18 protein-coding genes are annotated in these 21,526 nt (G+C 73.5%); 11 read left to right on the forward strand and 7 right to left on the reverse strand.

Annotated elements, in window-relative coordinates:
* Nucleotides 1-170 precede the first annotated feature (170 nt).
* A complete protein-coding gene (gene panB, locus AB7F12_RS30175) occupies nucleotides 171-1,049 on the reverse strand; it encodes a 3-methyl-2-oxobutanoate hydroxymethyltransferase (protein WP_428499201.1) in 879 nt (292 codons plus the stop codon).
* A gap of 367 nt (nucleotides 1,050-1,416) precedes the next feature.
* Here panB and AB7F12_RS30180 point away from each other — a divergent pair, with 367 nt between their 5' ends.
* The 4 genes from AB7F12_RS30180 to AB7F12_RS30195 all read left to right on the forward strand — a co-directional run bounded on the left by AB7F12_RS30180 (nucleotide 1,417) and on the right by AB7F12_RS30195 (nucleotide 8,455).
* On the forward strand, nucleotides 1,417-3,009 hold the full coding sequence (locus AB7F12_RS30180) for an alpha/beta hydrolase (protein WP_428499202.1): 1,593 nt from the start codon (nucleotides 1,417-1,419) through the stop codon (nucleotides 3,007-3,009).
* A gap of 87 nt (nucleotides 3,010-3,096) precedes the next feature.
* Nucleotides 3,097-4,440, forward strand: a complete 1,344-nt coding sequence (glnA, locus tag AB7F12_RS30185; RefSeq protein WP_428516480.1) for a type I glutamate--ammonia ligase — start codon at nucleotides 3,097-3,099, stop codon at nucleotides 4,438-4,440.
* 57 nt (nucleotides 4,441-4,497) lie between these two features.
* Entirely contained in the window at nucleotides 4,498-5,406 is a 909-nt protein-coding gene (locus tag AB7F12_RS30190) for a GNAT family N-acetyltransferase (RefSeq protein WP_428499204.1), read from the forward strand.
* A 16-nt stretch (nucleotides 5,407-5,422) separates the two neighbouring features.
* Nucleotides 5,423-8,455, forward strand: coding sequence for a bifunctional [glutamine synthetase] adenylyltransferase/[glutamine synthetase]-adenylyl-L-tyrosine phosphorylase (locus AB7F12_RS30195; RefSeq protein WP_428499205.1), 3,033 nt, complete (start codon nucleotides 5,423-5,425; stop codon nucleotides 8,453-8,455).
* An 80-nt stretch (nucleotides 8,456-8,535) separates the two neighbouring features.
* On the opposite strand, the gene AB7F12_RS30200 is transcribed toward AB7F12_RS30195, so the two are convergent.
* Complete coding sequence (locus AB7F12_RS30200; protein ID WP_428499206.1) at nucleotides 8,536-9,681, reverse strand: DUF5685 family protein; 1,146 nt, start codon at nucleotides 9,679-9,681, stop codon at nucleotides 8,536-8,538.
* Between the two features lie 96 nt (nucleotides 9,682-9,777).
* Between AB7F12_RS30200 and AB7F12_RS30205 the strand changes: the two genes are divergently transcribed.
* Entirely contained in the window at nucleotides 9,778-10,425 is a 648-nt protein-coding gene (locus AB7F12_RS30205; protein WP_428499207.1) for a LysE family translocator, read from the forward strand.
* A gap of 22 nt (nucleotides 10,426-10,447) precedes the next feature.
* On the opposite strand, the gene AB7F12_RS30210 is transcribed toward AB7F12_RS30205, so the two are convergent.
* The 4 genes from AB7F12_RS30210 to AB7F12_RS30225 form a co-directional block, all read right to left on the reverse strand.
* Complete coding sequence (locus tag AB7F12_RS30210; RefSeq protein WP_428499208.1) at nucleotides 10,448-11,350, reverse strand: amino acid ABC transporter permease; 903 nt, start codon at nucleotides 11,348-11,350, stop codon at nucleotides 10,448-10,450.
* The gene (locus AB7F12_RS30215) at nucleotides 11,347-11,994 is read right to left on the reverse strand and encodes an amino acid ABC transporter permease (protein ID WP_428499209.1); all 648 of its coding nucleotides are present in this window, start codon (nucleotides 11,992-11,994) and stop codon (nucleotides 11,347-11,349) included. The genes AB7F12_RS30210 and AB7F12_RS30215 overlap by 4 nt, the downstream gene beginning before the upstream one ends.
* A 70-nt stretch (nucleotides 11,995-12,064) precedes the next feature.
* Nucleotides 12,065-12,952: a glutamate ABC transporter substrate-binding protein gene (locus AB7F12_RS30220; RefSeq protein WP_428499210.1), complete on the reverse strand. Its 888-nt coding sequence runs from the start codon at nucleotides 12,950-12,952 to the stop codon at nucleotides 12,065-12,067.
* A gap of 81 nt (nucleotides 12,953-13,033) precedes the next feature.
* The gene (locus AB7F12_RS30225) at nucleotides 13,034-13,762 is read right to left on the reverse strand and encodes an amino acid ABC transporter ATP-binding protein (protein ID WP_428499236.1); all 729 of its coding nucleotides are present in this window, start codon (nucleotides 13,760-13,762) and stop codon (nucleotides 13,034-13,036) included.
* A gap of 147 nt (nucleotides 13,763-13,909) precedes the next feature.
* On the opposite strand from AB7F12_RS30225, the gene AB7F12_RS30230 reads away from it, so the two are divergent.
* Both AB7F12_RS30230 and AB7F12_RS30235 read left to right on the forward strand, forming a co-directional pair.
* A complete protein-coding gene (locus AB7F12_RS30230) occupies nucleotides 13,910-14,596 on the forward strand; it encodes a response regulator transcription factor (RefSeq protein ID WP_428499211.1) in 687 nt (228 codons plus the stop codon).
* A 5-nt stretch (nucleotides 14,597-14,601) separates the two neighbouring features.
* The gene (locus tag AB7F12_RS30235) at nucleotides 14,602-16,020 is read left to right on the forward strand and encodes a sensor histidine kinase (RefSeq protein WP_428499212.1); all 1,419 of its coding nucleotides are present in this window, start codon (nucleotides 14,602-14,604) and stop codon (nucleotides 16,018-16,020) included.
* 39 nt (nucleotides 16,021-16,059) lie between these two features.
* Here the strand turns inward: AB7F12_RS30235 and AB7F12_RS30240 are convergent, their stop codons facing one another.
* Nucleotides 16,060-17,028, reverse strand: coding sequence for a TAXI family TRAP transporter solute-binding subunit (locus AB7F12_RS30240; protein ID WP_428499213.1), 969 nt, complete (start codon nucleotides 17,026-17,028; stop codon nucleotides 16,060-16,062).
* Nucleotides 17,029-17,120: 92 nt separating this feature from the next.
* Between AB7F12_RS30240 and miaB the strand changes: the two genes are divergently transcribed.
* The 4 genes from miaB (at nucleotide 17,121) to AB7F12_RS30260 (ending at nucleotide 21,453) form a co-directional block, all read left to right on the forward strand.
* On the forward strand, nucleotides 17,121-18,593 hold the full coding sequence (gene miaB / locus AB7F12_RS30245) for a tRNA (N6-isopentenyl adenosine(37)-C2)-methylthiotransferase MiaB (RefSeq protein ID WP_428499214.1): 1,473 nt from the start codon (nucleotides 17,121-17,123) through the stop codon (nucleotides 18,591-18,593).
* Nucleotides 18,594-18,619: 26 nt separating this feature from the next.
* Nucleotides 18,620-19,078: an Rv2732c family membrane protein gene (locus AB7F12_RS30250; RefSeq protein ID WP_428499215.1), complete on the forward strand. Its 459-nt coding sequence runs from the start codon at nucleotides 18,620-18,622 to the stop codon at nucleotides 19,076-19,078.
* An 85-nt stretch (nucleotides 19,079-19,163) separates the two neighbouring features.
* Nucleotides 19,164-20,936: an ATP-binding protein gene (locus AB7F12_RS30255; protein WP_428499216.1), complete on the forward strand. Its 1,773-nt coding sequence runs from the start codon at nucleotides 19,164-19,166 to the stop codon at nucleotides 20,934-20,936.
* A 115-nt stretch (nucleotides 20,937-21,051) separates the two neighbouring features.
* Nucleotides 21,052-21,453 carry a DUF302 domain-containing protein gene (locus tag AB7F12_RS30260; RefSeq protein WP_428499217.1) on the forward strand — a complete coding sequence of 134 codons (402 nt, stop codon included), beginning with the start codon at nucleotides 21,052-21,054 and terminating at the stop codon, nucleotides 21,451-21,453.
* Nucleotides 21,454-21,526 lie beyond the last annotated feature (73 nt).

A 21,526-nucleotide genomic window follows, 5' to 3' on the forward strand; every position in this document is an offset into this window, starting at 1 on the left:
CCTGGTTCACCAGGGCAACGTAGGTGGTGAACCGGTCAGGCTTGCGCCATCCCACATCTCGCCGGGCACTCGGGGCCATCGCAACCCTCCACGATCAAGGTGTTGCGACGACCCCGAGACACCACCCCGGTTGCGCGACTGTGCCGTTCGCTCGGTTCCGACGAGCAGGGTCAGCTGTAGGAGTGGTCCGCGTCCGGGTACTCGCCGCCACGGACGTCGGCCGCGTAGGCCTTCGCGGCGCCGAGCAGGATCGAGCCCATGTCGGCGTAGGGCTTCACGAAGCGCGGCTTGTGCCCGCGGTTCATCCCCGCCATGTCCGACCACACCAGGACCTGCGCGTCGCAGTCCGGCCCCGCGCCGATGCCGACGGTCGGGATCACGAGCTCGGCGGTCACCCGCTTGGCGACGTCGGCGGGCACCATCTCCAGCACGACCGCGAACGCGCCGGCCGCCTGCAGCGCGAGCGCGTCCTCGACCAGCCGCTCGCCCGCGTCGCCGCGGCCCTGGATGCGGAAGCCGCCCAGTGCGTGCTCGCTCTGCGGGGTGAACCCGAGGTGGGCCATCACCGGGATGCCGGAACCCGCGAGCGCGTCGACCTGCGGCGCGAACCGGGCTCCGCCCTCGAGCTTGACGGCGTGCGCGCCGCCGTCCTTCATGAACCGGACACCGGTCTCCATCGCCTGCGCGGCGGAGATCTGGTAGCTGCCGAACGGCAGGTCGGCGACGACCAGCGCGTGCGGAGCGCCGCGGACGACCGCCTTCACCAGGGGCATCAGCTCGTCGACGGTGACCGGGATGGTGTTGTCGTAGCCGTAGACGTTGTTGCCCGCGGAGTCGCCGACGAGCAGGACCGGGATGCCGGCCTCGTCGAAGATCTCCGCGGAGTAGCGGTCGTAGGCGGTGAGCATCGGCCACCGCTCGCCCCGCTGCTTCATCTCGGCGAGATGGTGGATGCGGGTCCGCCTGGGGCGGGCCGTGGTGCGGTAGGGCGACTCCTCGGCGGGCTCGCCCGCCCGACCGGTCGCAGGGGTGTGCTCGGCAGCAGACATCGTCGTCCGTCCTCCCTCGAGGCCCGCGTCGCGGGTCCCCGGGTCGTCAGGGGCTGGTGAGCGAAGCGTGACACCGCGGACGTCCCGGGCGCCCCGTCGGGCGACCCAGCTCACACAGTGACCTGTACCCCTCACCCCTCGGGGAGCGACCTGTACCCCTCACCCCTCGGGGAGCGACCTGTACCCCTCACCCCTCGGGGAGCGACCTGTACCCCTCACCCCTCGGGGAGCGACCTGTACCCCTCACCCCTCGGGGAGCGACCTGTACCCCTCGCCCCCCGAGGGGGCGACCTGTACCCCTCGCCCCCTCGGGGGACGCTGCGGGGCGTCGCCACGGTCCGCGGTCGGGCGCTGGCATGCTGGCACGGTGTCGTCCCCGGTGCCCCGCCGCACACTCCGCACGCCCCTCGGAATCCTCGCGGTCCTGCTCGCGGCCGTCCTGACCGCGGCGTGCACCACCTCGACGACCGGTGCCTCCGCGGCGGCTGCGGGCAGCGACCCGGCGTTGGCGTCGTTCTACGGCCAGAAGCTGTCGTGGGGCTCGTGCGCCCAGTTCGCCTCCTCGGCCGACGAGGAGAAGACCTTCACCGCCCCCGGCCTCGACTGCGCGATGCTGCGTGTCCCGCTCGACTACGCCGACCCCGACGGCCGGACCGCCGACATCGCCGTGCTGCGGCACAAGGCCACCGACCAGGCCAACCGGATCGGCTCGCTGCTGGTCAACCCCGGCGGCCCCGGCGGCTCCGGGATCGAGTTCGCCGCGTCGCTGGGCACCGGCTCGAAGACGCCGGCCGCAGTGCTCGCCCGGTTCGACCTCGTCGGGTTCGACCCGCGCGGCGTCGGCGCGAGCACCCCCGCGATCGACTGTCTCGACGACAGGCAGAACGACGCCGAGCGGGCCGACGACGACACCGACCCCTCGCCCGCGGGCGTCGCCGAGACCGAGGCGGAGAACAAGCGGTTCGTGCAGGGCTGCATCTCCAAGACCGGTGTCGACGTGCTGGCCAACGTCGGCACGCGCGACGTCGTCAAGGACATGGACGTGCTGCGCGCGGTCCTGGGCGACCAGAAGCTGACCTACGCGGGCTTCTCCTACGGCACCCGCATCGGCTCGACCTACGCCGAGGCGTTCCCGCAGAACGTCCGCGCCCTCGTGCTCGACGGCGCGCTCGACCCGCAGCAGACGACGATCGACCGCACGATCGACCAGAACGCCGGCTTCCAGGGCGCGTTCGACGCCTTCGCGACGTGGTGCGCCGCGCAGGCCACGCCGTGCCCGCTGGGCCAGGACCCGGCGAAGGCGACGACGGTGTGGCTGTCGCTGGTGCGCCCCCTCATCGACGACCCGCTGCCCGCCGGCGCGGGCCGCACCCTGGGCTGGAACGACGCGCAGACCGGCATCTCACAGGCGCTGTACGTGTCGGCGGCCTACCCGATCCTGGCGCGCGGCATCGCCGACCTGGCGCGCGGCAACGGCACGATCCTGCTGCGCCTGGCCGACCTCTACTTCGACCGCGACGCCGCGGGCCACTACTCCAACATGCTCGAGGCGTTCACGGCGATCAGCTGCGTCGACGAACAGCAGATCACCGACCGTGCCCAGATCGACGAGCAGAACCGCAAGGTCGACGAGGTGGCGCCGTTCCGCAGCACGGGCAAGGGGCCGGTCGACGCGCTGGACCCGTGCGCGTTCTGGCCGGTGAAGCCGACGAGCCAGCCGCACGTGCCGAAGGTCGACGGGCTGCCGCCGACGGTCGTCGTCTCCGTGACGGGCGACCCGGCGACGCCCTACCAGGCGGGTGTGGACCTGGCCAAGGCGCTGGGCGGGCGGCTGATCAAGGTCGACGGCGACCAGCACACGGCGTCGCTGCAGGGCAACGCGTGCGTCGACGGCGCGGTGTCGGCCTACCTGACCGACCTGACGTTGCCCGCGGAAGGCCTGGAGTGCAGGCTGTCGTGACACCCCGCCGATCCGTCGGCGTGATGTCGCCGGTCCCGACCGGCGACGAAACATTCCCGTAACAGCCCGTTCCTAGGCTCGGTGACCATGGATCGTCAGCAGGAGTTCGTGCTCCGCACGCTCGAGGAACGCGACATCCGCTTCGTGCGGCTGTGGTTCACCGACGTACTCGGCTACCTCAAGTCGGTGGCCGTCGCACCGGCCGAGCTGGAAGGTGCGTTCGCCGAGGGCATCGGCTTCGACGGCTCGGCGATCGAGGGCTTCGCCCGGATCTACGAGTCCGACATGGTCGCCCGCCCCGATCCCTCGACGTTCCAGGTGCTGCCGTGGGAGACCGCGAGCGGCGAGCACTACTCGGCGCGCATGTTCTGTGACATCGCGATGCCCGACGGCTCGCCGTCCTGGGCCGACCCGCGGCACGTGCTGCGCCGGGCGCTGTCCAAGGCGGGCGAGATGGGCTTCACCTGCTACGTCCACCCCGAGATCGAGTTCTACCTGCTGCGCGACCTGCCCGCGGACGGCTCGGCGCCCATCGCGGCCGACAACGGCGGCTACTTCGACCAGGCCTCCCACGACGTGGCGCCGCACTTCCGGCGCAACGCGATCGAGACGCTGGAGTCGATGGGCATCTCCGTCGAGTTCAGCCACCACGAGGGCGGCCCCGGCCAGCAGGAGATCGACCTGCGCTACGCCGACGCGCTCACGATGGCCGACAACATCATGACGTTCCGCTACGTCGTGAAGGAGGTCGCGATCACCCAGGGCGTGCGGGCGTCGTTCATGCCCAAGCCGTTCTCCGACCACCCCGGGTCGGCCATGCACACCCACTTCTCCCTGTTCGAGGGCGACCGCAACGCCTTCCACGACCCGGACGACCCGTACGAGCTGTCCGCCACGGGCAAGGCGTTCGTGGCCGGGGTGCTGCGGCACTCCCGTGAGATGAGCGCGGTCACCAACCAGTTCGTGAACTCCTACAAGCGGCTCATCACCGGCGGCGAGGCGCCGACGGCGGTGTCGTGGGGGCACGCGAACCGGTCGGCGCTGGTGCGCGTGCCGATGTACTCGCCCGGCAAGCAGTCGACGCGCCGGGTGGAGATCCGCACGCTCGACAGCGCCTGCAACCCGTACCTGGCGTTCGCGGTCATCCTCGGGGCCGGGCTGCAGGGCGTGCAGAAGGGCTACGAGCTGCCCTCGCCCACCGAGGACGACGTCTGGTCGCTCACCGAGACCGAGCGCCGTGCGATGGGCTACGAGATGTTGCCGCAGAACCTCACCGAGGCACTGACGGCGATGGAGCACTCGGAGCTGGTCGCGGAGGTCCTCGGCGAGCACGTGTTCGACTTCTTCCTGCGCAACAAGCGTCAGGAGTGGGACGGCTACCGTCGCCAGGTCACGCCCTACGAGCTGGCTACCTACCTACCGATCCTCTGATCCGCGAGGTGGGCACCGGATCGCCCCGGCCGCTGCGGCCGGGGCACCATGGCCGTCGTGGAGGTCAGGCGACACGACACCGATGACCGCGGGACCGAGCGGTGGCGGCGGCTCGCGCTGCCCCTGCTGGCGGCCGACCCGCACACCAACACCGTCGCGCTGACCGCGCTCGCCGAGGTGGCGGGCGGTGCCACCGGCATCGACACGCTGCTGACCGTCCACGACGGTGCCGACCGCGTCGTCGGCGCGGCGCTGCGGTTCCGCGGGTTCGCGCTGCTCGTGTCGGGCCTGCCGGCCGCGGCGGCCGCGGCGGTCGCCGACGCCCTCGGCGACGCCCCGATGGCCGACCGCGGCGTGTTCGGCGCCGCGCCCGCCACCGACGCGTTCGCCGCCGCGCGCAGCGCCCGCACAGGCGAGACCGCGGTGACCGACGTCGAGATGCGGCTGTGGGTCCTCGACGGCCTCGTCGCGCCCACCGGGGTCGACGGCGTGGCCAGGGCCGCGGTCGAGGGCGACGGGCCGATGGTCGCGCAGTGGTTGCGCGCCTTCGCCGCCGACGTCGCCGCCGATCACCCGGGCCGTCCCGACCCGGACGGCGACGAGGCGCCCGCGGGCGGCCCGGACCCGGCGACGCTCGTCGCGCAGCAGCGGGCCCTGGGCCGGGACGTCGTCGTCTGGGAGGTCGGTGGGACGCCGGTGGCGTTCGCCGTCGGCAGGGGACCGGCAGCGGGTGCGACACGGATCGGGCCCGTCTACACCCCGCCCGAGCGCCGCGGCCACGGCTACGCCTCCGCGGTCACCGCCGCCGCGACCGCGAGGGCGCTGGCGGCGGGTGCGCGCGGCGTCGTCCTGTTCACCGACACCGCCGCCGACGTCCCCAACCGGATCTACGCCCGGATCGGGTACGGCCCGGCCGGGCTGCACCGCGAGGTGCGGCTGGTCCCGGCCCGCACGCGCGTGCGATAGGGCAGGATCAACGACCGTGGCGGATCGCAGCGGCGGCACCTCGCCGGCCCGGCTCGGGCTCGTCGAGCCCTGGACGGCACCGACGCTGGAGAAACTCGGCTGGTGGGCGGGCGACGGGCCCGCCGCCGGCGCCGAGGAGATCATGTGGGCGTTGGCCCGCAGCCCCGATCCGCACCTCGCGCTGCGCACCGTCGAACGGCTCGCCGAGGCGGCGGCGGACTGGCCGACCGTCGACGCCGAGCTGCGTACCGACGTCGGGCTCCGCGCGCGGCTGTTCGCGCTGACGGGGTCGTCGACGGCCCTGGGGGACCATCTCGTCGCCCATCCCGACCGGTGGCTGCTGCTCGCCGACACCCCGGACCGCCACGACCCGCCGCCGGACCTGGCCCGGCGCACCGCGAACCTGTTGCGGGCCGTGGGCGCCGATCCCGGCGCCGCGCCCGCCGGTTCCCCCGGCGGGTCCGTGGCGACGCTGACCGGCACCGACGCCGTCACCGCGCTGCGCACCGCCTACCGCGACGAGCTCCTCGGGCTGGCCGCGGCCGACCTCGCCGCGGTCGGCGACGCGTCGCAGGCGGTCATGGAGGTCGACGACGTCGCCGCGCAGCTCGCCGACCTCGCACTCGCCGCCCTGCACGCCGCGCTCGCCGTCGCCGTCGCCGAGAACACCCCCGAACCCGATGCGCGGCTCGCCGTGATCGCGATGGGCAAGACCGGCGGGCACGAGCTGAACTACGTCTCCGACGTCGACGTCGTGTTCGTCGCCGAACCCGCCGACGCCACCGCGACCCGCATCGCGAGCCGCATGATGCGCGTCGCCGGTGAGGCCTGCTTCGAGATCGACGCCAACCTGCGCCCCGAGGGCAAACAGGGCGCGCTCGTGCGCACCCTGGAGGGCCACTCCTCCTACTACCGGCGCTGGGCCAAGACGTGGGAGTTCCAGGCGCTGCTCAAGGCCCGGCCCGCCGCCGGCGACCCCGAACTGGGCCAGGCCTACCTCGACACCGTGTCGCCGATGGTGTGGAAGGCCGCCGAGCGCGAGGACTTCGTCGCCGACGTGCAGGCGATGCGCCGTCGCGTCGAGGAGCACGTGCGCCCCGACCACGCCGAACGCGAGCTGAAGCTGGGCCGCGGTGGGCTGCGCGACGTCGAGTTCGCGGTGCAGCTGCTGCAGCTCGTCCACGGCCGCACCGACCCCGAGATCCGGTCGCCGTCGACCCTGAAGGCCCTGGAAGCCCTGGCCGGCAACGGTTACATCGGCCGCGACGACGGCGCGAACCTCGCCGCGTCCTACCGGTTCCTGCGGTTGCTGGAGCACCGGCTGCAGCTGCAACGCATGCGCCGCACACACCTGCTCCCCGCCGAGGACGACACCGAGGCGCTGCGCTGGCTCGCCCGCGCCGCCCGGCTGCGCCACGACGGGCGCCGCGACGTCGTGGGCGTGCTGCTCGACGAGTGGCATCGCAACGCGCGCCGGGTTCGGCGGCTGCACGAGAAGCTGTTCTACCGCCCGCTGCTCGACTCGGTGTCCCGGCTGCCCGCCGACGCCGTCACCATGTCCGCCGCGGCCGCGAAGGCCCGCCTGCAGGCGTTGGGCTGGGCCTCGCCGGAGGGCGCGCTCAACCACCTGCGCGCGTTGACCGGCGGGGTGTCACGCGCCGCGCAGATCCAGCACACGCTGCTGCCGGTGCTGTTGGAGGACCTCGCCGACAGCCCCGATCCCGACCGCGGCCTGCTGTCCTACCGCAAGGTCTCCGAGGCGCTGGCGCTCACGCCCTGGTACCTGCGGCTGCTGCGCGACGAGGGTGCCGTCGCACAGCGGCTCATGCGGCTGCTCGGCACGTCGCTGCTGGTGCCCGACCTGCTGGTGCGGGCGCCGGAGGTGCTGCGGCTGCTCGCCCTGCCCGGCGCCGGGCGCCCCGACGAGCTCACCCGCGACCCCGCCGACGTCGCCGCCTCCCTGCTGGCCACCGTCGGCAGGCAGAACGCGCTCGACCAGGCCGTCGGGTCGGCGCGCTCGCTGCGCCGCCACGAGATGCTGCGCGTGGCCTGCGCCGACCTGCTCGGGCTGCTTCCGGTCGCCGACGTGTGCGAGGCGCTGTCGTCGGTGTGGTGCGCGGTGCTGAGCGCGACCCTGAGCGCGGCGATCAAGCAACACACCGCGTCCGGGCCCGCGCCGGCCCGGATCGCCGTGATCGGCATGGGCCGGCTGGGCGGTTCCGAGCTGGGCTACGGCAGCGACGCCGATGTGCTGTTCGTGTGCGAGGCCGTCGAGACCGGGCCCGACGCCGACGCCGCCGCCGTGAAGTGGGCGACGCAGGTCGCCGAGACCGTGCGGCGCAGCCTCGGCTCGGCCAGCCCCGACCCGGCGCTGGTCGTCGACGCCGACCTGCGCCCCGAGGGCCGTCAGGGCGCGCTGGTGCGGACACTGCGCTCCTACCGCGAGTACTACGCCCGCTGGGCCGAGGTGTGGGAGGCCCAGGCGCTGTTGCGGGCCCGGCCCGTCGCGGGTGACGGCGACCTGGGGGAGCGGTTCGTCGAGATGATCGACCCGATCCGCTACCCGGCCGACGGTCTGCCCGCCGCCGCGGTCACCGAGATCCGCCGGATCAAGGCCCGGGTGGACGCCGAGCGCCTGCCCCGCGGCGCCGACCGCACCACCCACACCAAGCTCGGCCACGGCGGCCTGGCCGACGTCGAGTGGACGGTGCAGCTGCTGCAGCTCCAGCACGCGGGCGAGGTCCCCGAGCTGCGAACCACCTCGACCCTCGCCGGGCTGCGGGAGGCGGCCGCGGCGGGGCTGCTCACCGCCGACGACGCCGCCGAGCTCACCAGCGGCTGGACGACGGCCACCCGGGCCCGCAACGCCGTCATGCTGGTCAAGGGCAAGCCCGGCGACCAGCTGCCGCGGTCCGGGCGCGAGCTCGCCGCCGTCGCCAGCGCCCTGGGCTACCCGCCGGGTGGTGACCCGGGGGTGTTCCTCGACGACTACCGGCGCACCACCCGCCGCGCCCGCGCCGTCGTCGAACGGGTCTTCTACGGCTGGTGACGCGCCCGTCGCCCACCCACGACCGCGCGCAACCCCACTGCTGTCGCAGCCGCCCGGGACAGCGGGAGGTTGCGCGCGGATCAGCAGTTGCAGTCGCAGCAGTCGCAGCAGTCGCACGAGCAGTCCCCGCAGCCGGAGCAGCCGTCGCAGCAGTCGCAACAGTCGCAGTTGTGGCACAGGCCCTGACGGGGCTGCCCGCTCCACGGGCCGGGGAACTCGTCGGCGCAGCAGACCTGGCAGGTGCAGAACAGCCCGATAGCGGCGGCGCAGCCCGCGAGCAGGCCGCGACGGTTGCCGGTGCCCGGGCTACCGGGACCGTCGCCGTGCTTGGTGAGGTCGACCTCGTCGGGGCCGGTACCCGGCCCGCCGCCCGTGTGCGCGAAGGCGTGCCCCACCGCCCGGTCGAGCTCGTGGACCAGCAGCCGGTGGGTGAGCCGCGGGCGCGCCCACTCGACGTCGTCGAGGGCCAGCCGCACACCCAGCGCCGCGTCGTCGGCCAGCCGGCGCGCCGTCGCCAGGTCCGTCCCGGTGGCGGTCAACGGGTTCCAGGCGCCGACGGCGTCGTCGGACGCCTTGTCCGACACCGCGTCGAGCAGGTGCGCCAGCCGGCCGAACAACCGGCCCGCCTCCGCCAACGGCGCGGCGTTGCCCGGCCGCCCGGCCAGGACCGCGGTGTGCGCGAACGCCGCACCCGTCGCGGTCTCGGTCGGCTCGGTCGCGGCGAGCAGCCCCGCCGTGCCCTGCCCCGCCGCGAGCTCGGCGGCGGGCTGGCGGGCGACCGCGTCGAGCAGCACACCCGCGTCGAACCCCAGTGCCACCGACCCGCTGCGCGCCTGCCCGGCCCACCGCCGCGACAGCGCCGTGGCCGCCTTCGCGACCGGGCGCCGGGCCAGCGCGCCGTCACCGTCGGCGGCGTGGTCGGCGAGCTTGGCCGACGCCAGCACCAGCGACACCGCTGCCGCCAGCCGCGCCCCGTCGCCGTTGGCCACGCCCGCCGTCCGGAACCCCCGCAGCGGGCACGGCCCGGCCGTGCGCCGCCGCGGCTCGGCCGGGGTCTGGGCGTCGACGAGGACCGAGACGACCAGCCCGTCGTAGTTGGTGACGGTGCGCGCCAGCTGGCCGTGCTCGTCGCGCAGGGCGAGGCACAGGCCGCACAGGTGACCGGTCCAGTCGGCCTTCAGCCCGCCGGGGAGGCTGTGGCGGCAGGGCCGCAAGATCCCGAACATCGGCGCAGCATAGGCAGCCGTCACCACGGGCGGCGGAGTCGTCGCCGACCGGTAAGCGCGTCGCGCCGGACGCCTGCTCCGGGTTACCGTCGCGCCGTGCCGACCCTCGGGAACTCACTCACCTTCATGCTCGGCGCGCTCGTGCTCGTCGTCATCCCCGGGCCCAGCGTGCTGTTCATCGTCGGGCGCGCCCTCGCACACGGGCGCCGCGCGGCGCTGCTGTCGGTGGCGGGAAACGCCAGCGGCGTCGCCGTGCTCGTGGTCGCCGTGGCGTTCGGAGCGGGCGAGATCGCCGAACGCTCCGTAGTCGCCTACACGGTCCTGAAGCTGGCCGGCGCGGCCTACCTGATCCTCCTGGGGGTGCGGACCTGGCGCTCCCGCGGCGACGTCATGGCCGCGGTCACCGGCACCGCCGGGGGAGCGGAGGCCGCCGCGCAGCGGCGGGTGTTCGTGCAAGGCGCGCTCGTCGGCATCACCAACCCGAAGGCGATCGTTCTGCTGGCCGCCGTCCTGCCGCAGTTCACCGATCCGGCCGCCGGCAGCGCCGCGACCCAGATGCTGGTGCTCGGAATGACGTTCGTGGTCCTGGCGGCGGTGTGCGACAGCGTCTGGGGCCTCGTCGCGGGTGCCGCCCGGACCTGGCTCGCGACCTCACCCGCCCGGCTGCGCCGCCTCGGCGGCACCGGCGGCGTGCTCATGATCCTGATGGGCGCGGGGCTCGCGGTCAGCGGCCGCAAGGACTGAGCCCCGAGGGCGGGCGGCCGGTTCAGGCCCCGATCGCGCCGCCGCCGCCCTGGGCCTGCGCCGCGGAGACCTCGCCCTCGGCGCGGGCCTTCTCCTTCGGGTCGATGTCGCCACGCCGCGGGGACCGGCGGGTCCGCCGTTCGAGCAGCTGCGCGAGGCCCGACAGCAGCAGGCACAACAGGATGTAGATCACCGCGATGACCATCGCGACCTGCAGGATCGGGGCGCCGAGCTGACCCTGGCTGCCGAGGAAACGCGCCTGGTAGAGCAGCTCCGGGTACAGGATGATGAAGCCCAGCGCGGTGTCCTTGAGGACGACGACGAGCTGGCTGATGATCGTCGGCAGCATCGCCCGCAGCGACTGCGGGAGCAGCACGTTCGTCATGACCTGGGTCTTGCGCATACCCAGCGCGTACGCGGCCTCGCTCTGCCCGCGGGGCAGCGCCCGCACGCCGGCCCGGAAGACCTCGGCGAGCACGGAGCCGTTGTAGAGCATCAGCCCCAGCACCAGCGACCAGTACGTCGACAGGTTGAGGCCGAGCGTCTGGGAGACGCCGAAGTACAGGATGAAGATCAGGATCAGCAGGGGGACGGCGCGGAAGAACTCCACGATCGCCGCCGACGGGCCGCGCAGCCACGCGTGCTCCGACATCCGGCCTGCCGCGAAGATCGCACCGAACGCCAGCGACAGCACCGCCGCCGCCGCGAACGCGCTCAGCGTGTTGAGCAGCGCCTCCACCAGCACGACCTGGATGGCCTTGAACTGCAGCCACTCCCACAGCCGCGGCTCGAACTGGCCGGTCGCCGCGAGCCGGTAGATGACGAAGGCGAGGATGCCGAGCACGACGACCGTGCCGACGACCCCGATCAGGCCGTTGCGGACCTTGGCGCGGGGGCCCGGGACGTCGTAGAGGACCGAGGTCACTTCGCCACGCTCCAACGGCGGTCGAGGTTGCGCTGCAGCAGCGTCAGCGGGACGACGAGGATCAGGAAGCCCAGCGCGATCCAGAGCAGGCCGACCAGGATGTTGTAGCCGTTCTCCGACAGCTCCTGGTAGATGCCGCCGGCCTGGAACACCGAGAAGCCCGAGGCGATCGTGGTGTTCTTCAGCAGCGCGATCTGGACGTTGGTCAGCGGCGGGACGACGGCGCGGATCGCCTGGGGCATGACGATCGTGGTCAGGGTCTGGCCGAAGCTGAACCCGAGCGCGCGTGACGCCTCGGCCTGGCCGACGGGGACGGTGTTGATGCCTGAGCGGATCACCTCGCACACGAACGCGGCCGTGTACAGGATCAGCCCGATGCAGGCCCGGGTGAAGAACGAGAGGTCGACGATCTCCAGGCGCGGGTAGGCGAACGCGAAGAAGAACAACACCAGCGTGAGCGGGGTGTTGCGGATCAGGTTCACATAGATCGTGCCGAAGGCCCGCAGTACCGGCACCGGGCTCACCCGCATGCCGGCCACGATCGCGCCCAGGACCAGCGACCCGACCGCGGCGATCAGGAACAGCTCGATCGTGCCGAGGAAGGCGCGGCCGTAGAGGCCCAGGTTGTCGAGCAGGACGTTCATCGACCCATCGGCTCCTCACGCCGGAGGCGGGGCCGGGCCGCGACTGCGGCCCGGCCCCGCCGGTGTCCGATCAGTACCGCTGCAGCGGCGGCGGCGAGCCGGCGGAACCGGACTTGCCCAGGGTGGCGTCGTAGATCTTCTGCCACGTGCCGTCGTCGTAGGCCTTCTGAAGGATGTCGTTGATCTTGCCGCGCAGGGCGGCGTCGTCCTTGTTCAGGCCGATGCCGTAGGGCTCGGTCGAGAACGTGTCGCCGACGACCTTCAGCTTGTCGGGCTGCTGCGAGGCGTAGCCCTTGAGGATGGCGTCGTCGGTGGTGACCGCGTCCACCTGCTTGGCCAGCAGCTGGTCGACACACTGGGTGTAGGTCTGGAACTCGACGATGTTGCCCGGCTCGGTCAGGCCCTGGTCGCGCACCCGCTGGATCGGCGTCGAGCCGGTCACGGAGCAGACCTTCTTGCCCTTGAGGGTGTCCTTGCCGGTGATGGCGGTCTCGTCGGAACGCACGAGGATGCCCTGGCCGGCCACGAAGTACGGGCCGGCGAACGACACGCGCTGCTTGCGGTTGTCGTTGATCGTGTAGGTGCCGACGTAGTAGTCGACCTCACCGCGGGAGATGGTGTCCTCGCGGGCGGCCGACGGGACCGTCTTGTAGTCGATCTTGTCGGCACCGAAGCCGAGCTGGGCGGCGACGAGGCGGGCGATCTCGACGTCGAACCCGGAGAACTGGTTCGTCGTCGCGTCCTTGAAGCCCAGGCCCGGCTGGTCGTCCTTGACGCCGATGACGACGCGGCCACGCTGCGTCATCGCGGCGAAGGTCGTCGATCCGGGAACCTCGACCCCCGCGATCGCCTCCTGGGTGACGCCGGAGCCCTCGTTGCCGGGCGCCCCCTCCTTCCCGCACGCGGTCAGTGCCAGGGCGGTGGCCATCAGGCCGACCACCAGGGTGCGCAACTTCATCGGATCTCCGTCTCTGCAGTCGGGACGTCGGGCTGTCGTACGGTGCGGCGCTCGCGCCGCGGCGCTGCTGGTGGGAGCCGCTCAGTGGGTGAGGATCTTGCCCAGGAAGTCCTTGGCGCGTTCCGACTTCGGCGCGGTGAAGAACGTGTCGGGCGTGGCGTCCTCGACGATCTCGCCGTCGGCCATGAACACGACGCGGCTGGCGGCCCGGCGGGCGAAGCCCATCTCGTGGGTGACCACGAGCATGGTCATGCCCTCCTTGGCCAGCCCGGTCATGACGTCGAGGACCTCGTTGACCATCTCGGGGTCGAGCGCGGAGGTGGGCTCGTCGAACAGCATGACCTTGGGCTTCATCGCGAGCGCCCGGGCGATCGCGGCACGCTGCTGCTGGCCGCCGGAGAGCTGCGCAGGGTACTTGTCGCGCTGGTTGGCGATGCCGACCCGCTCGAGCAGCGCCACCCCCTCCTTCTCGGCCGCGGCCTTGTTCGCCTTGCGGACCTTGAGGGGCGCGAGCGTGACGTTCTCGAGGATCGTCTTGTGCGCGAACAGGTTGAAGCTCTGGAACACCATTCCGACGTCGGCGCGCAGCCGCGCGAGCTCCCTGCCCTCGGCGGGCAGTGTCTTCCCGTCGATCTCGATGACGCCGCTGTCGATCGGCTCCAGACGGTTGATCGTGCGGCACAACGTCGACTTCCCCGAGCCCGACGGGCCGAGCACGACGACGACCTGCCCGGCCGGGACCTCGAGGTTGATGTCACGCAGGACGTGGAGATCGCCGAAGTGCTTGTCGACGCCCGCCATCCGGACCATCGGGGTGGTTTCGCTCACAGGGAACCTCCGGGCATGGCGGGACGCTAGGGGGGATCGGACACCCGAGTCCACCACCTTGGGCAACCTTTAGGGTTGCAGGCTCATAACGCTCTCCGATTCGGAGCGCCCTTGGGGAAGGCTCGCGGCGTGCACATCCTGCTGGTCGAGGACGACGACCGGGTCGCCGCCGCGCTGCGGCCCGCGCTGCACCGTCACGGCATGACCACCACCCGGCTCGCGCGGGGGCGCGGCGCGGTCGACCACCTGCCGGGGGTCGACGTCGTCCTGCTCGACCTCGGGCTGCCCGACGTCGACGGCGTCGACGTGTGCCGGGCGATCCGGCAGGTGTCCGACGTGCCGGTCATCGTCGTGTCGGCGCGCGGTGAGGTCGACGACCGCATCCTCGGCCTGCACTCCGGGGCCGACGACTACCTGGTGAAGCCCTACGACATCGGCGAGCTCGTCGCCCGCGTGCACGCCGTCTGCCGGCGCCGCGGCACCCCGGCCGGTGGGGGCGTCGCCGTCGGCGGCGAGGTCGTCGTCGAGGGCGTGCGCATCGACCTCGACCGGCACGTCGTCACCATCGACGACGGCGAGGTCTCGTTGACCCGCAAGGAGTTCCAGGTGCTGGCGCTGCTCGCGGCGGCCCGCGGGACCGTCTGCACCCGCAGCCGGATCGTCGCCGAGGTGTGGGGCCGCAGCTGGCCGGGGGCCAACCGCACCCTCGACGTGCACGTCGCCACCCTGCGCACCAAGCTCGGGCGGGCCGACCTCGTCCAGACCGTCCGCGGTGTCGGCTACCGCCTCGGCGTCCCGGCCCCGACCGCCGAGTAGCCGCGGTGCGCCTCCGGCTGCTCGTCACGGTCCTGGTCCTGATGGGGCTGCTCGCCGCGGGCCTCGGCATCCCGCTCGGGCTGGCCGACACCCGTTCGGCCCAGCAGGAGCTGTTCACCGACCGGCTCACCGACACGATCTTCTTCGCCTCCATCGCGCAGCGCCCCATCACCGAGGCCGACGCCTCCGGGCTGGCCGCCGAGCTGGCCCGCTACCAGGACGTCTACGGGGTCCAGGTGGCCGTGCTCGACCGCACCCAGCGGCTGGTCGCGTCGTCGGAGGGCGACCTGGACCTCGACGAGGACGGACACGAACGCGTCAGGCTCGCCCTCGCCAACCGCCGCTCCGAGCCCTACCCCTACCTGCTGCCGTGGGACGAGCGGCCCGTCGTGCTGGCCGAGCCCGTCCTCGTCGACGGCGAGGTGCGCGGGGCGGCGGTGACGGTGTCGCCGACGGGGGCGCTGCGGGCGCAGGAGCTGCGGGTCTGGAGCATCGTGGGCGGCGCGTTCCTGCTGGCCCTGGTCGTCGGGACGCTCGTCGCCCTGCCCGTCGTGCGCTGGATCCTGCGCCCGGTCCGGCGTCTCGACGAAGGCACCCACCGCGTCGCGGGCGCGGTGCTGGCCGGCGAGCCCGCCGACCCGGTCGCCGACGGGTCCGGGCCACCCGAGCTGCGCCGGCTCACCACCTCGTTCGACGAGATGGCCGAGACCGTCATCCAGACCCTGTCCGCGCAGCGTGCGTTCGTCGCCGACGCGAGCCACCAGCTGCGCAACCCGCTCACCGCGCTGCGGCTGCGGCTGTCCAACCTCGACGGGCACGTCGCCGGCCCCGCCGCCGACGACCACGTCGCCGCGATGGAGGAGACCGAGCGGCTCTCCGCGGTGCTCGACGGGCTCCTCGCCCTCGCCCGGGCCGAGCGGGTGTCGGTGAGCGAGACCGTCGACGTCGACGCCGCCGTCGACGACCGGGTCGACGCCTGGCGCCCGCTCGCCGAGCACACCGGACTGACGTTGCGCCGCAGCGGTTCCCGCGGCCTCGTGGCCCGCGCCCCGGCCGGTGGCATCGAGACCGTGCTCGACGCGCTGCTCGACAACGCCGTCAAGTTCACCCCCGCGGGCGGACGGATCGACGTCGCCGTCCTCGGGATCGACGGCACGGTCGAGATCGGGGTGCGCGACACCGGCCCCGGCATCGCCGCCGACGACCTCGACCGCGCAACCGACCGGTTCTGGCGCGCCCCGGACCAGAGCAACGTCGAGGGCTCCGGGCTGGGCCTGGCGATCGCGGCCCGGACCACGGAGCTGGCGGGCGGGTCGCTGCGCCTGGAATCACCCCAGGACGGGGGCCTGCGGGTCGTCGCGAGCCTCCCCACCCCGGAACCCGCACCCGACCCACCCGAACGAACGGCACAGTCGCGCAACTGAGTGACCCCACCGGGCCGTTCGTTCGGATGGGGGAGAACCTCAGAGGGACTTCGTCGAGCGGTAGAACCGCTCCGCGCCCGGGTGCAGGGGCACGGGCTGGGTGCCGATCGCGGCGCGGGCGTCGATGGTCAGCGCCGCCGCGCTCGCCGCCGCCAGCCTCGGCTGCTCGGCGAACAAGCCGTCGACCAGCGCGGCGGCCACGCCGTCGGGCATCGCCGCCGGTACCACCAGCACGTTGCGCACCAGCAGGGTCGTGATCGGGTCGGGGATGCCGTAGGTCTGCGCGGGGACGGTGCCCGTCGAGTACACCGGGTAGGCGCCACGAACCCGGGGGAGCAGGTCACGCAGGTCCAGCAGCCGCACCGGCACGGTCGCGGCCAGCGTCGCCACCCCGACCGTCGGCAGCCCGCCCGACCAGAAGAACGCGTCGATCCCGTTGTCGCGCATCGCCGCTACCGAGTCGTTGATGCCCAGCGTCGCGGGCCGGACATCACGGTCGGGATCGAGGCCCGCGCCGCGCAGCAGGCGTTGCGCGATCGGGGTGACGCCGGAGTTCGCGGCGCCGATCGACACCCGGGCCCCCCGCAGGTCGGCGAGCGCCCGGTAGGGCGAGTCGGCGCGCACCACGACCTGCGTCGCGTCGTCGTAGATCCGGGCCAGCGCCCGGGGCGAGCGTGGACCCGTCGGGACGGCGGCCAGGGCGTCGGCCGCCGTGTCGATCTGGGAGAACGCGACGTCCGCGCGGCCGTCGGCGAGCAACGCCAGGTTCTGCCCGGACCCGTCGGTGGGCACCACCTCGGGTCGTGCGGCGAGGCCCAGGTGGTCACGCCACACGTCGGCCAACGCCCCGCCGAGGCCGTAGTAGACGCCTTGTGTCGCACCGGTGGCGACCGTCAGCCGCACGTCGGCCCAGGCGGACGTGCACGCCGACAGGGCGGCCGCGAGCCCCAGCGCCCCGCACGCGCGCAGGAACCCCCGGCGGTCGAGGGTGTCCGCATCGTCCCGCACCGGCGCATCCTCTCCCGCCCCGCGCCGCCGGTCGACCCCCGCCGCCCGGCACCGGTGCGCCGCGCCCGCCGCCGACGGCATACCCTCGGGCCGTGACCCGCAGCTACACCATCCGCACCTACGGGTGCCAGATGAACGTGCACGACTCCGAGCGGATGGCGGGTCTGCTGGAGTCGGCGGGATACGTCCGGGCCGACGACGCGGACACCGCCGACGTCGTCGTCTTCAACACCTGCGCCGTCCGCGAGAACGCCGACAACAAGCTCTACGGCAACCTCGGCCACCTCGCCCCGCGCAAGGCCGCCGAGCCCGGGATGCAGATCGCCGTCGGCGGCTGCCTCGCGCAGAAGGACCGCGACACGATCGTCGCGAAGGCGCCGTGGGTCGACGTCGTGTTCGGCACCCACAACGTCGGCGCCCTGCCCACGCTGCTGGAGCGCGCCCGGCACAACGAGCGCGCCGAGGTCGAGATCCGGGAGTCCCTCGAGGTCTTCCCCTCGACGCTCCCGGCCCGGCGCGAGTCCGCCTATGCCGGCTGGGTGTCGATCTCGGTGGGCTGCAACAACACCTGCACGTTCTGCATCGTGCCGTCGTTGCGCGGCACGGAGCGCGACCGCCGCCCCGGCGACGTCCTGGCCGAGGTTGCTGCCCTGGCCGCCGACGGCGTGCTCGAGGTGACCCTGCTCGGCCAGAACGTCAACGCCTACGGCGTCGAGTTCGGCGACCGCGAGGCGTTCTCCAAGCTGCTGCGCGCCTGCGGCGACGTCGAGGGCCTGGAGCGGGTCCGCTTCACCTCGCCGCACCCGCGCGAGTTCTCCTCCGACGTCATCGCCGCCATGGCGCAGACGCCCAACGTGTGCCCGCAGCTGCACATGCCGCTGCAGTCGGGCTCCGACCGCGTCCTGCGCGAGATGCGCCGCTCCTACCGCTCCTCGCGGTTCCTCGCGATCCTCGACGAGGTGCGCGCGTCGATCCCCGACGCCGCGATCAGCACCGACATCATCGTCGGCTTCCCGGGCGAGACCGAGCAGGACTTCCAGGCGACCCTCGACGTCGTCGAGCGCGCCCGGTTCGCCCAGGCCTTCACCTTCCAATACTCCCCGCGCCCCGGCACGCCCGCCGCCACGCTGCCCGACCAGCTGCCCAAGCACGTCGTCCAGGAGCGCTACATGCGCCTCGTCGAGCTGCAGGAACGCATCTCCTGGGAGCAGAACCGGGCCGTCGAGGGCCGCGAGGTCGAGGTGCTCGTGTCCACGGGCGAGGGCCGCAAGGACGCCGAGACCCGCCGCATGTCCGGCCGGGCCCGCGACGGCCGGCTCGTGCACTTCGCCCCCGGCGACGCCCCGGTCCGCCCCGGCGACGTCGTCACCGTGACCATCGGCTACGGCGCCCCGCACCACCTCGTCGCCGACGACGGGCTGCTCTCGCACCGGCGCACCCGCGCGGGCGACGCGTTCGAGGCCGGCACCCGCCCCGGCGGCGCCCCGACCGGCCTCGGCCTGCCCGGCTTCGGCGCCCCGGCCCCGGTGCCGGTGGCCGCGGCCTCGGGATGCGGCGGGAACTGATGGCCGACGAGCGTGAGGAGAACGGCATGACCGAGGGGCTCTCCGAGCTCGACCGCGAGCTGCGCGACGTCGCGCGCCGCGTGGAACGCCGCATCGACCCCGGGGCCACCGCGATGGTCGTCGCCGTCGCGGTGCTCGTGCTCGTCGGTGCGTTCCTGCTGCCCTGGATCGGCGACGAGCGCGGCTGGGACCTGCTCGTCGGCGAGGGCGCCGGCTACGGCATCCTCCCGCGGCTGTTCACCTTCGCCGCGATGATCTTCGGCGTCGCCGCCTCCGGCGCCGCCCTCGCGACGCGGTACTGGGCGCTCGCCTGGGTCTGCGCCGCCGGCTGCGGCATCTCGACGATCACCGGGGTGTGGGCCGTCTGGTCGCGCCAGATCTCGGTGCCCCAGGGCGGTCTCGGCCCCGGTGTGGGGCTGGTACTGGCGCTGCTCGCCGTCGTGGTGCTCGCCGCGACGTGGGCACGGATCGCGCTGCGCCGCTGAGGTTCCCGGCGCCTCCCGGCGCCGCGTGCGCGGGACCGTCGTGGGCCGTCGATAGGGTCGTGCGGACCCGCATCCGAGGAGGACCGTGGCCACGACATCAGGGCTGCCCGCAGGGGCCGCGCCGCAGCCGGAGACCGGCTCCGTCGTCGGCCGCGTCCTCGGCACCGAGGACTCGACCCCGCTCGAGTTCGCCGTCGCGCTCGCGCCCGGCGCCTACCTGCAGCTCGACGACGTCGTCGCCACCGAACGCGACGTCCCCGGCGTCGGCACGGTCGTCACCAGCGGCGTCGTGACCGAGGTCCGCGCCCGCCACGAGGGGGCGTCCTTCGGCTCCGACGTCTTCCTCATCGCCGACGGCGTCCTGCCCGCCCAGGTGCAGGAGATCGCCGAGGTGATGACCACGCGGGTCGACCCCGAGTTCTACGTGCCGCCGCGCCCCGGCGAGCTCGTCCGCCGCGCCACCGGCGACGAACGCGCCCGCGCCCTCTACTTCGACCGGATGGAGCACCAGGTCGCCGCCGGGGTCGGGCGCGACGGCGAACCCGTCTACGTCAACCTCGAGTTCCTCGACGGCACCCGCGGCGGGCACGTCTCGATCTCGGGCATCTCCGGCGTCGCGACCAAGACGAGCTTCGCGCTGTTCCTGCTGTACTCGCTGTTCACCGGTGGGGCGCTGGGGCGGCGCGCACTCAACTCCAAGGCGCTCGTGTTCAGCGTCAAGGGCGAGGACCTGCTGTTCCTCGACCGGCCCAACGTCCGCCTCGACGACGACCTGCGCGCCGACTACGCCCGCCTCGGCCTCACCGCGGCGCCGTTCGGCTCCGTCGGGTTCTTCGCCCCACCCACCCCCGACGACCTGTCCGGGCGCCCCCACGTCGTCGGCCGCACCCACGGCATCGCGGCGTTCTGGTGGACCCTCGGCGAGTTCTGCGCCCGCGAGCTGCTGCCCTACGTCTTCGCCGACGCCGAGGACGAGCGCAACCAGTACACGATGGTCATCCACCAGGTCGCGTCCCGGCTCAAGCGCGAGGTCACCGCCGTCGGCGACTCCGGCTCGGTGATGATCGAGGGCCAGGTCCTGCGCACCTACGACGACCTCGTCGAGTTCGTGTCCGACCGGCTCACCGACGAGGACTCCCGCCGCGACTGGGCCGGCCCCGTCACCGGTGTCGGCACCGTCAACGCCTTCCTGCGGCGGCTGCGGTCGAGCCTCAAGCCCCTGCGCGGCATCGTCCGCGGCGACCTCGCCGACACCAACGCGCGGCGGGTCACCACCGAGGGCACCCAGCTCACCGTCGTCGACCTGCACAACCTGCCCGAACGCGCGCAACGCTTCGTCGTCGGTGTGGTGCTGGCCGCCGAGACCGCCCGCAAGGAGCAGGCAGGGCCCGGCGGGCTGCTGTTCACCATGATCGACGAGCTCAACAAGTACGCCCCCCGTGAGGGATCGAGCCCGATCAAGGAGGTCCTGCTCGACATCGCCGAGCGCGGCCGCTCGCTCGGGATCATCCTCGTCGGCGCGCAGCAGACGGCCAGCGAGGTGGAGCGGCGGATCGTCTCCAACTCGTCGGTGAAGATCGTCGGCCGGCTCGACCCCGCCGAGGCCGGCCGCCCGGAGTACGGCTTCCTGCCGCCCACCCAGCGCGCCCGCGCCGTCCTCGCCAAGCCCGGCACCATGTTCGTGTCCCAGCCCGAGATCCCGGTGCCGATCGCCGTCGAGTTCCCCTTCCCGGCGTGGGCGACCCGCGAGTCCGAGGCCGCCTCGCCGGCCACGGCGACGGCGCCGGGCACCAACGGCGGCCGCCCCCGCGACCCCTTCGCCGGCCTCCCGGGCAGCGACGACCCGCCCCCGTTCTGAGGCCCGTCGTGTCCGGGCCCGGCCCGGCCGAGTTGCAGGAACGGCACGTTCCCGCAACCGGAGTGCGGGAAAGTGCCGTTCCTGCAGAAGCGCGACCCCGAGTTGGGAGCACCTCATGAGTGAGATCGACGGCCTCACCGCCGTGGCGTCCCCGTACCCCGTGCCGGACACCGTCGACCGGCTCGCCGCCGCGGTCGAGGAGGCGGGGCTCGCCGTGCTCGCGCGGATCGACCACGCCGCCGCGGCCGCGAAGGTGGGCCTGGAGCTGCGGCCCACCACGGTGCTGCTCTTCGGCCGTCCGGAGGGCGGGACGCCGCTGATGCAGGAGCGCCAGACCGCGGGCATCGACCTCCCGCTGAAGGCGCTGGCCTGGCAGGACGAGGCCGGACAGGTGTGGCTGGGCTGGAACGAGCCCACCTGGATCGCCGCCCGCCACGGCCTGCCCGGCTCGGCGACGGCCGTCGAGGCCCTGACCGGCGCCCTCGCGAGGTTCGCCGCTGCCGCCACCAGGCGGTGACCATCGGTTCCGGCGGGTGAGCGACGGATGCGTCGCGCAGGCGCCGTGGACGACGATCACGCGGGCTCGGCAG

It is taken from the genome of Pseudonocardia sp. (assembly GCF_050250275.1).
Taxonomy (GTDB): Bacteria; Actinomycetota; Actinomycetes; order Mycobacteriales; family Pseudonocardiaceae; genus Pseudonocardia.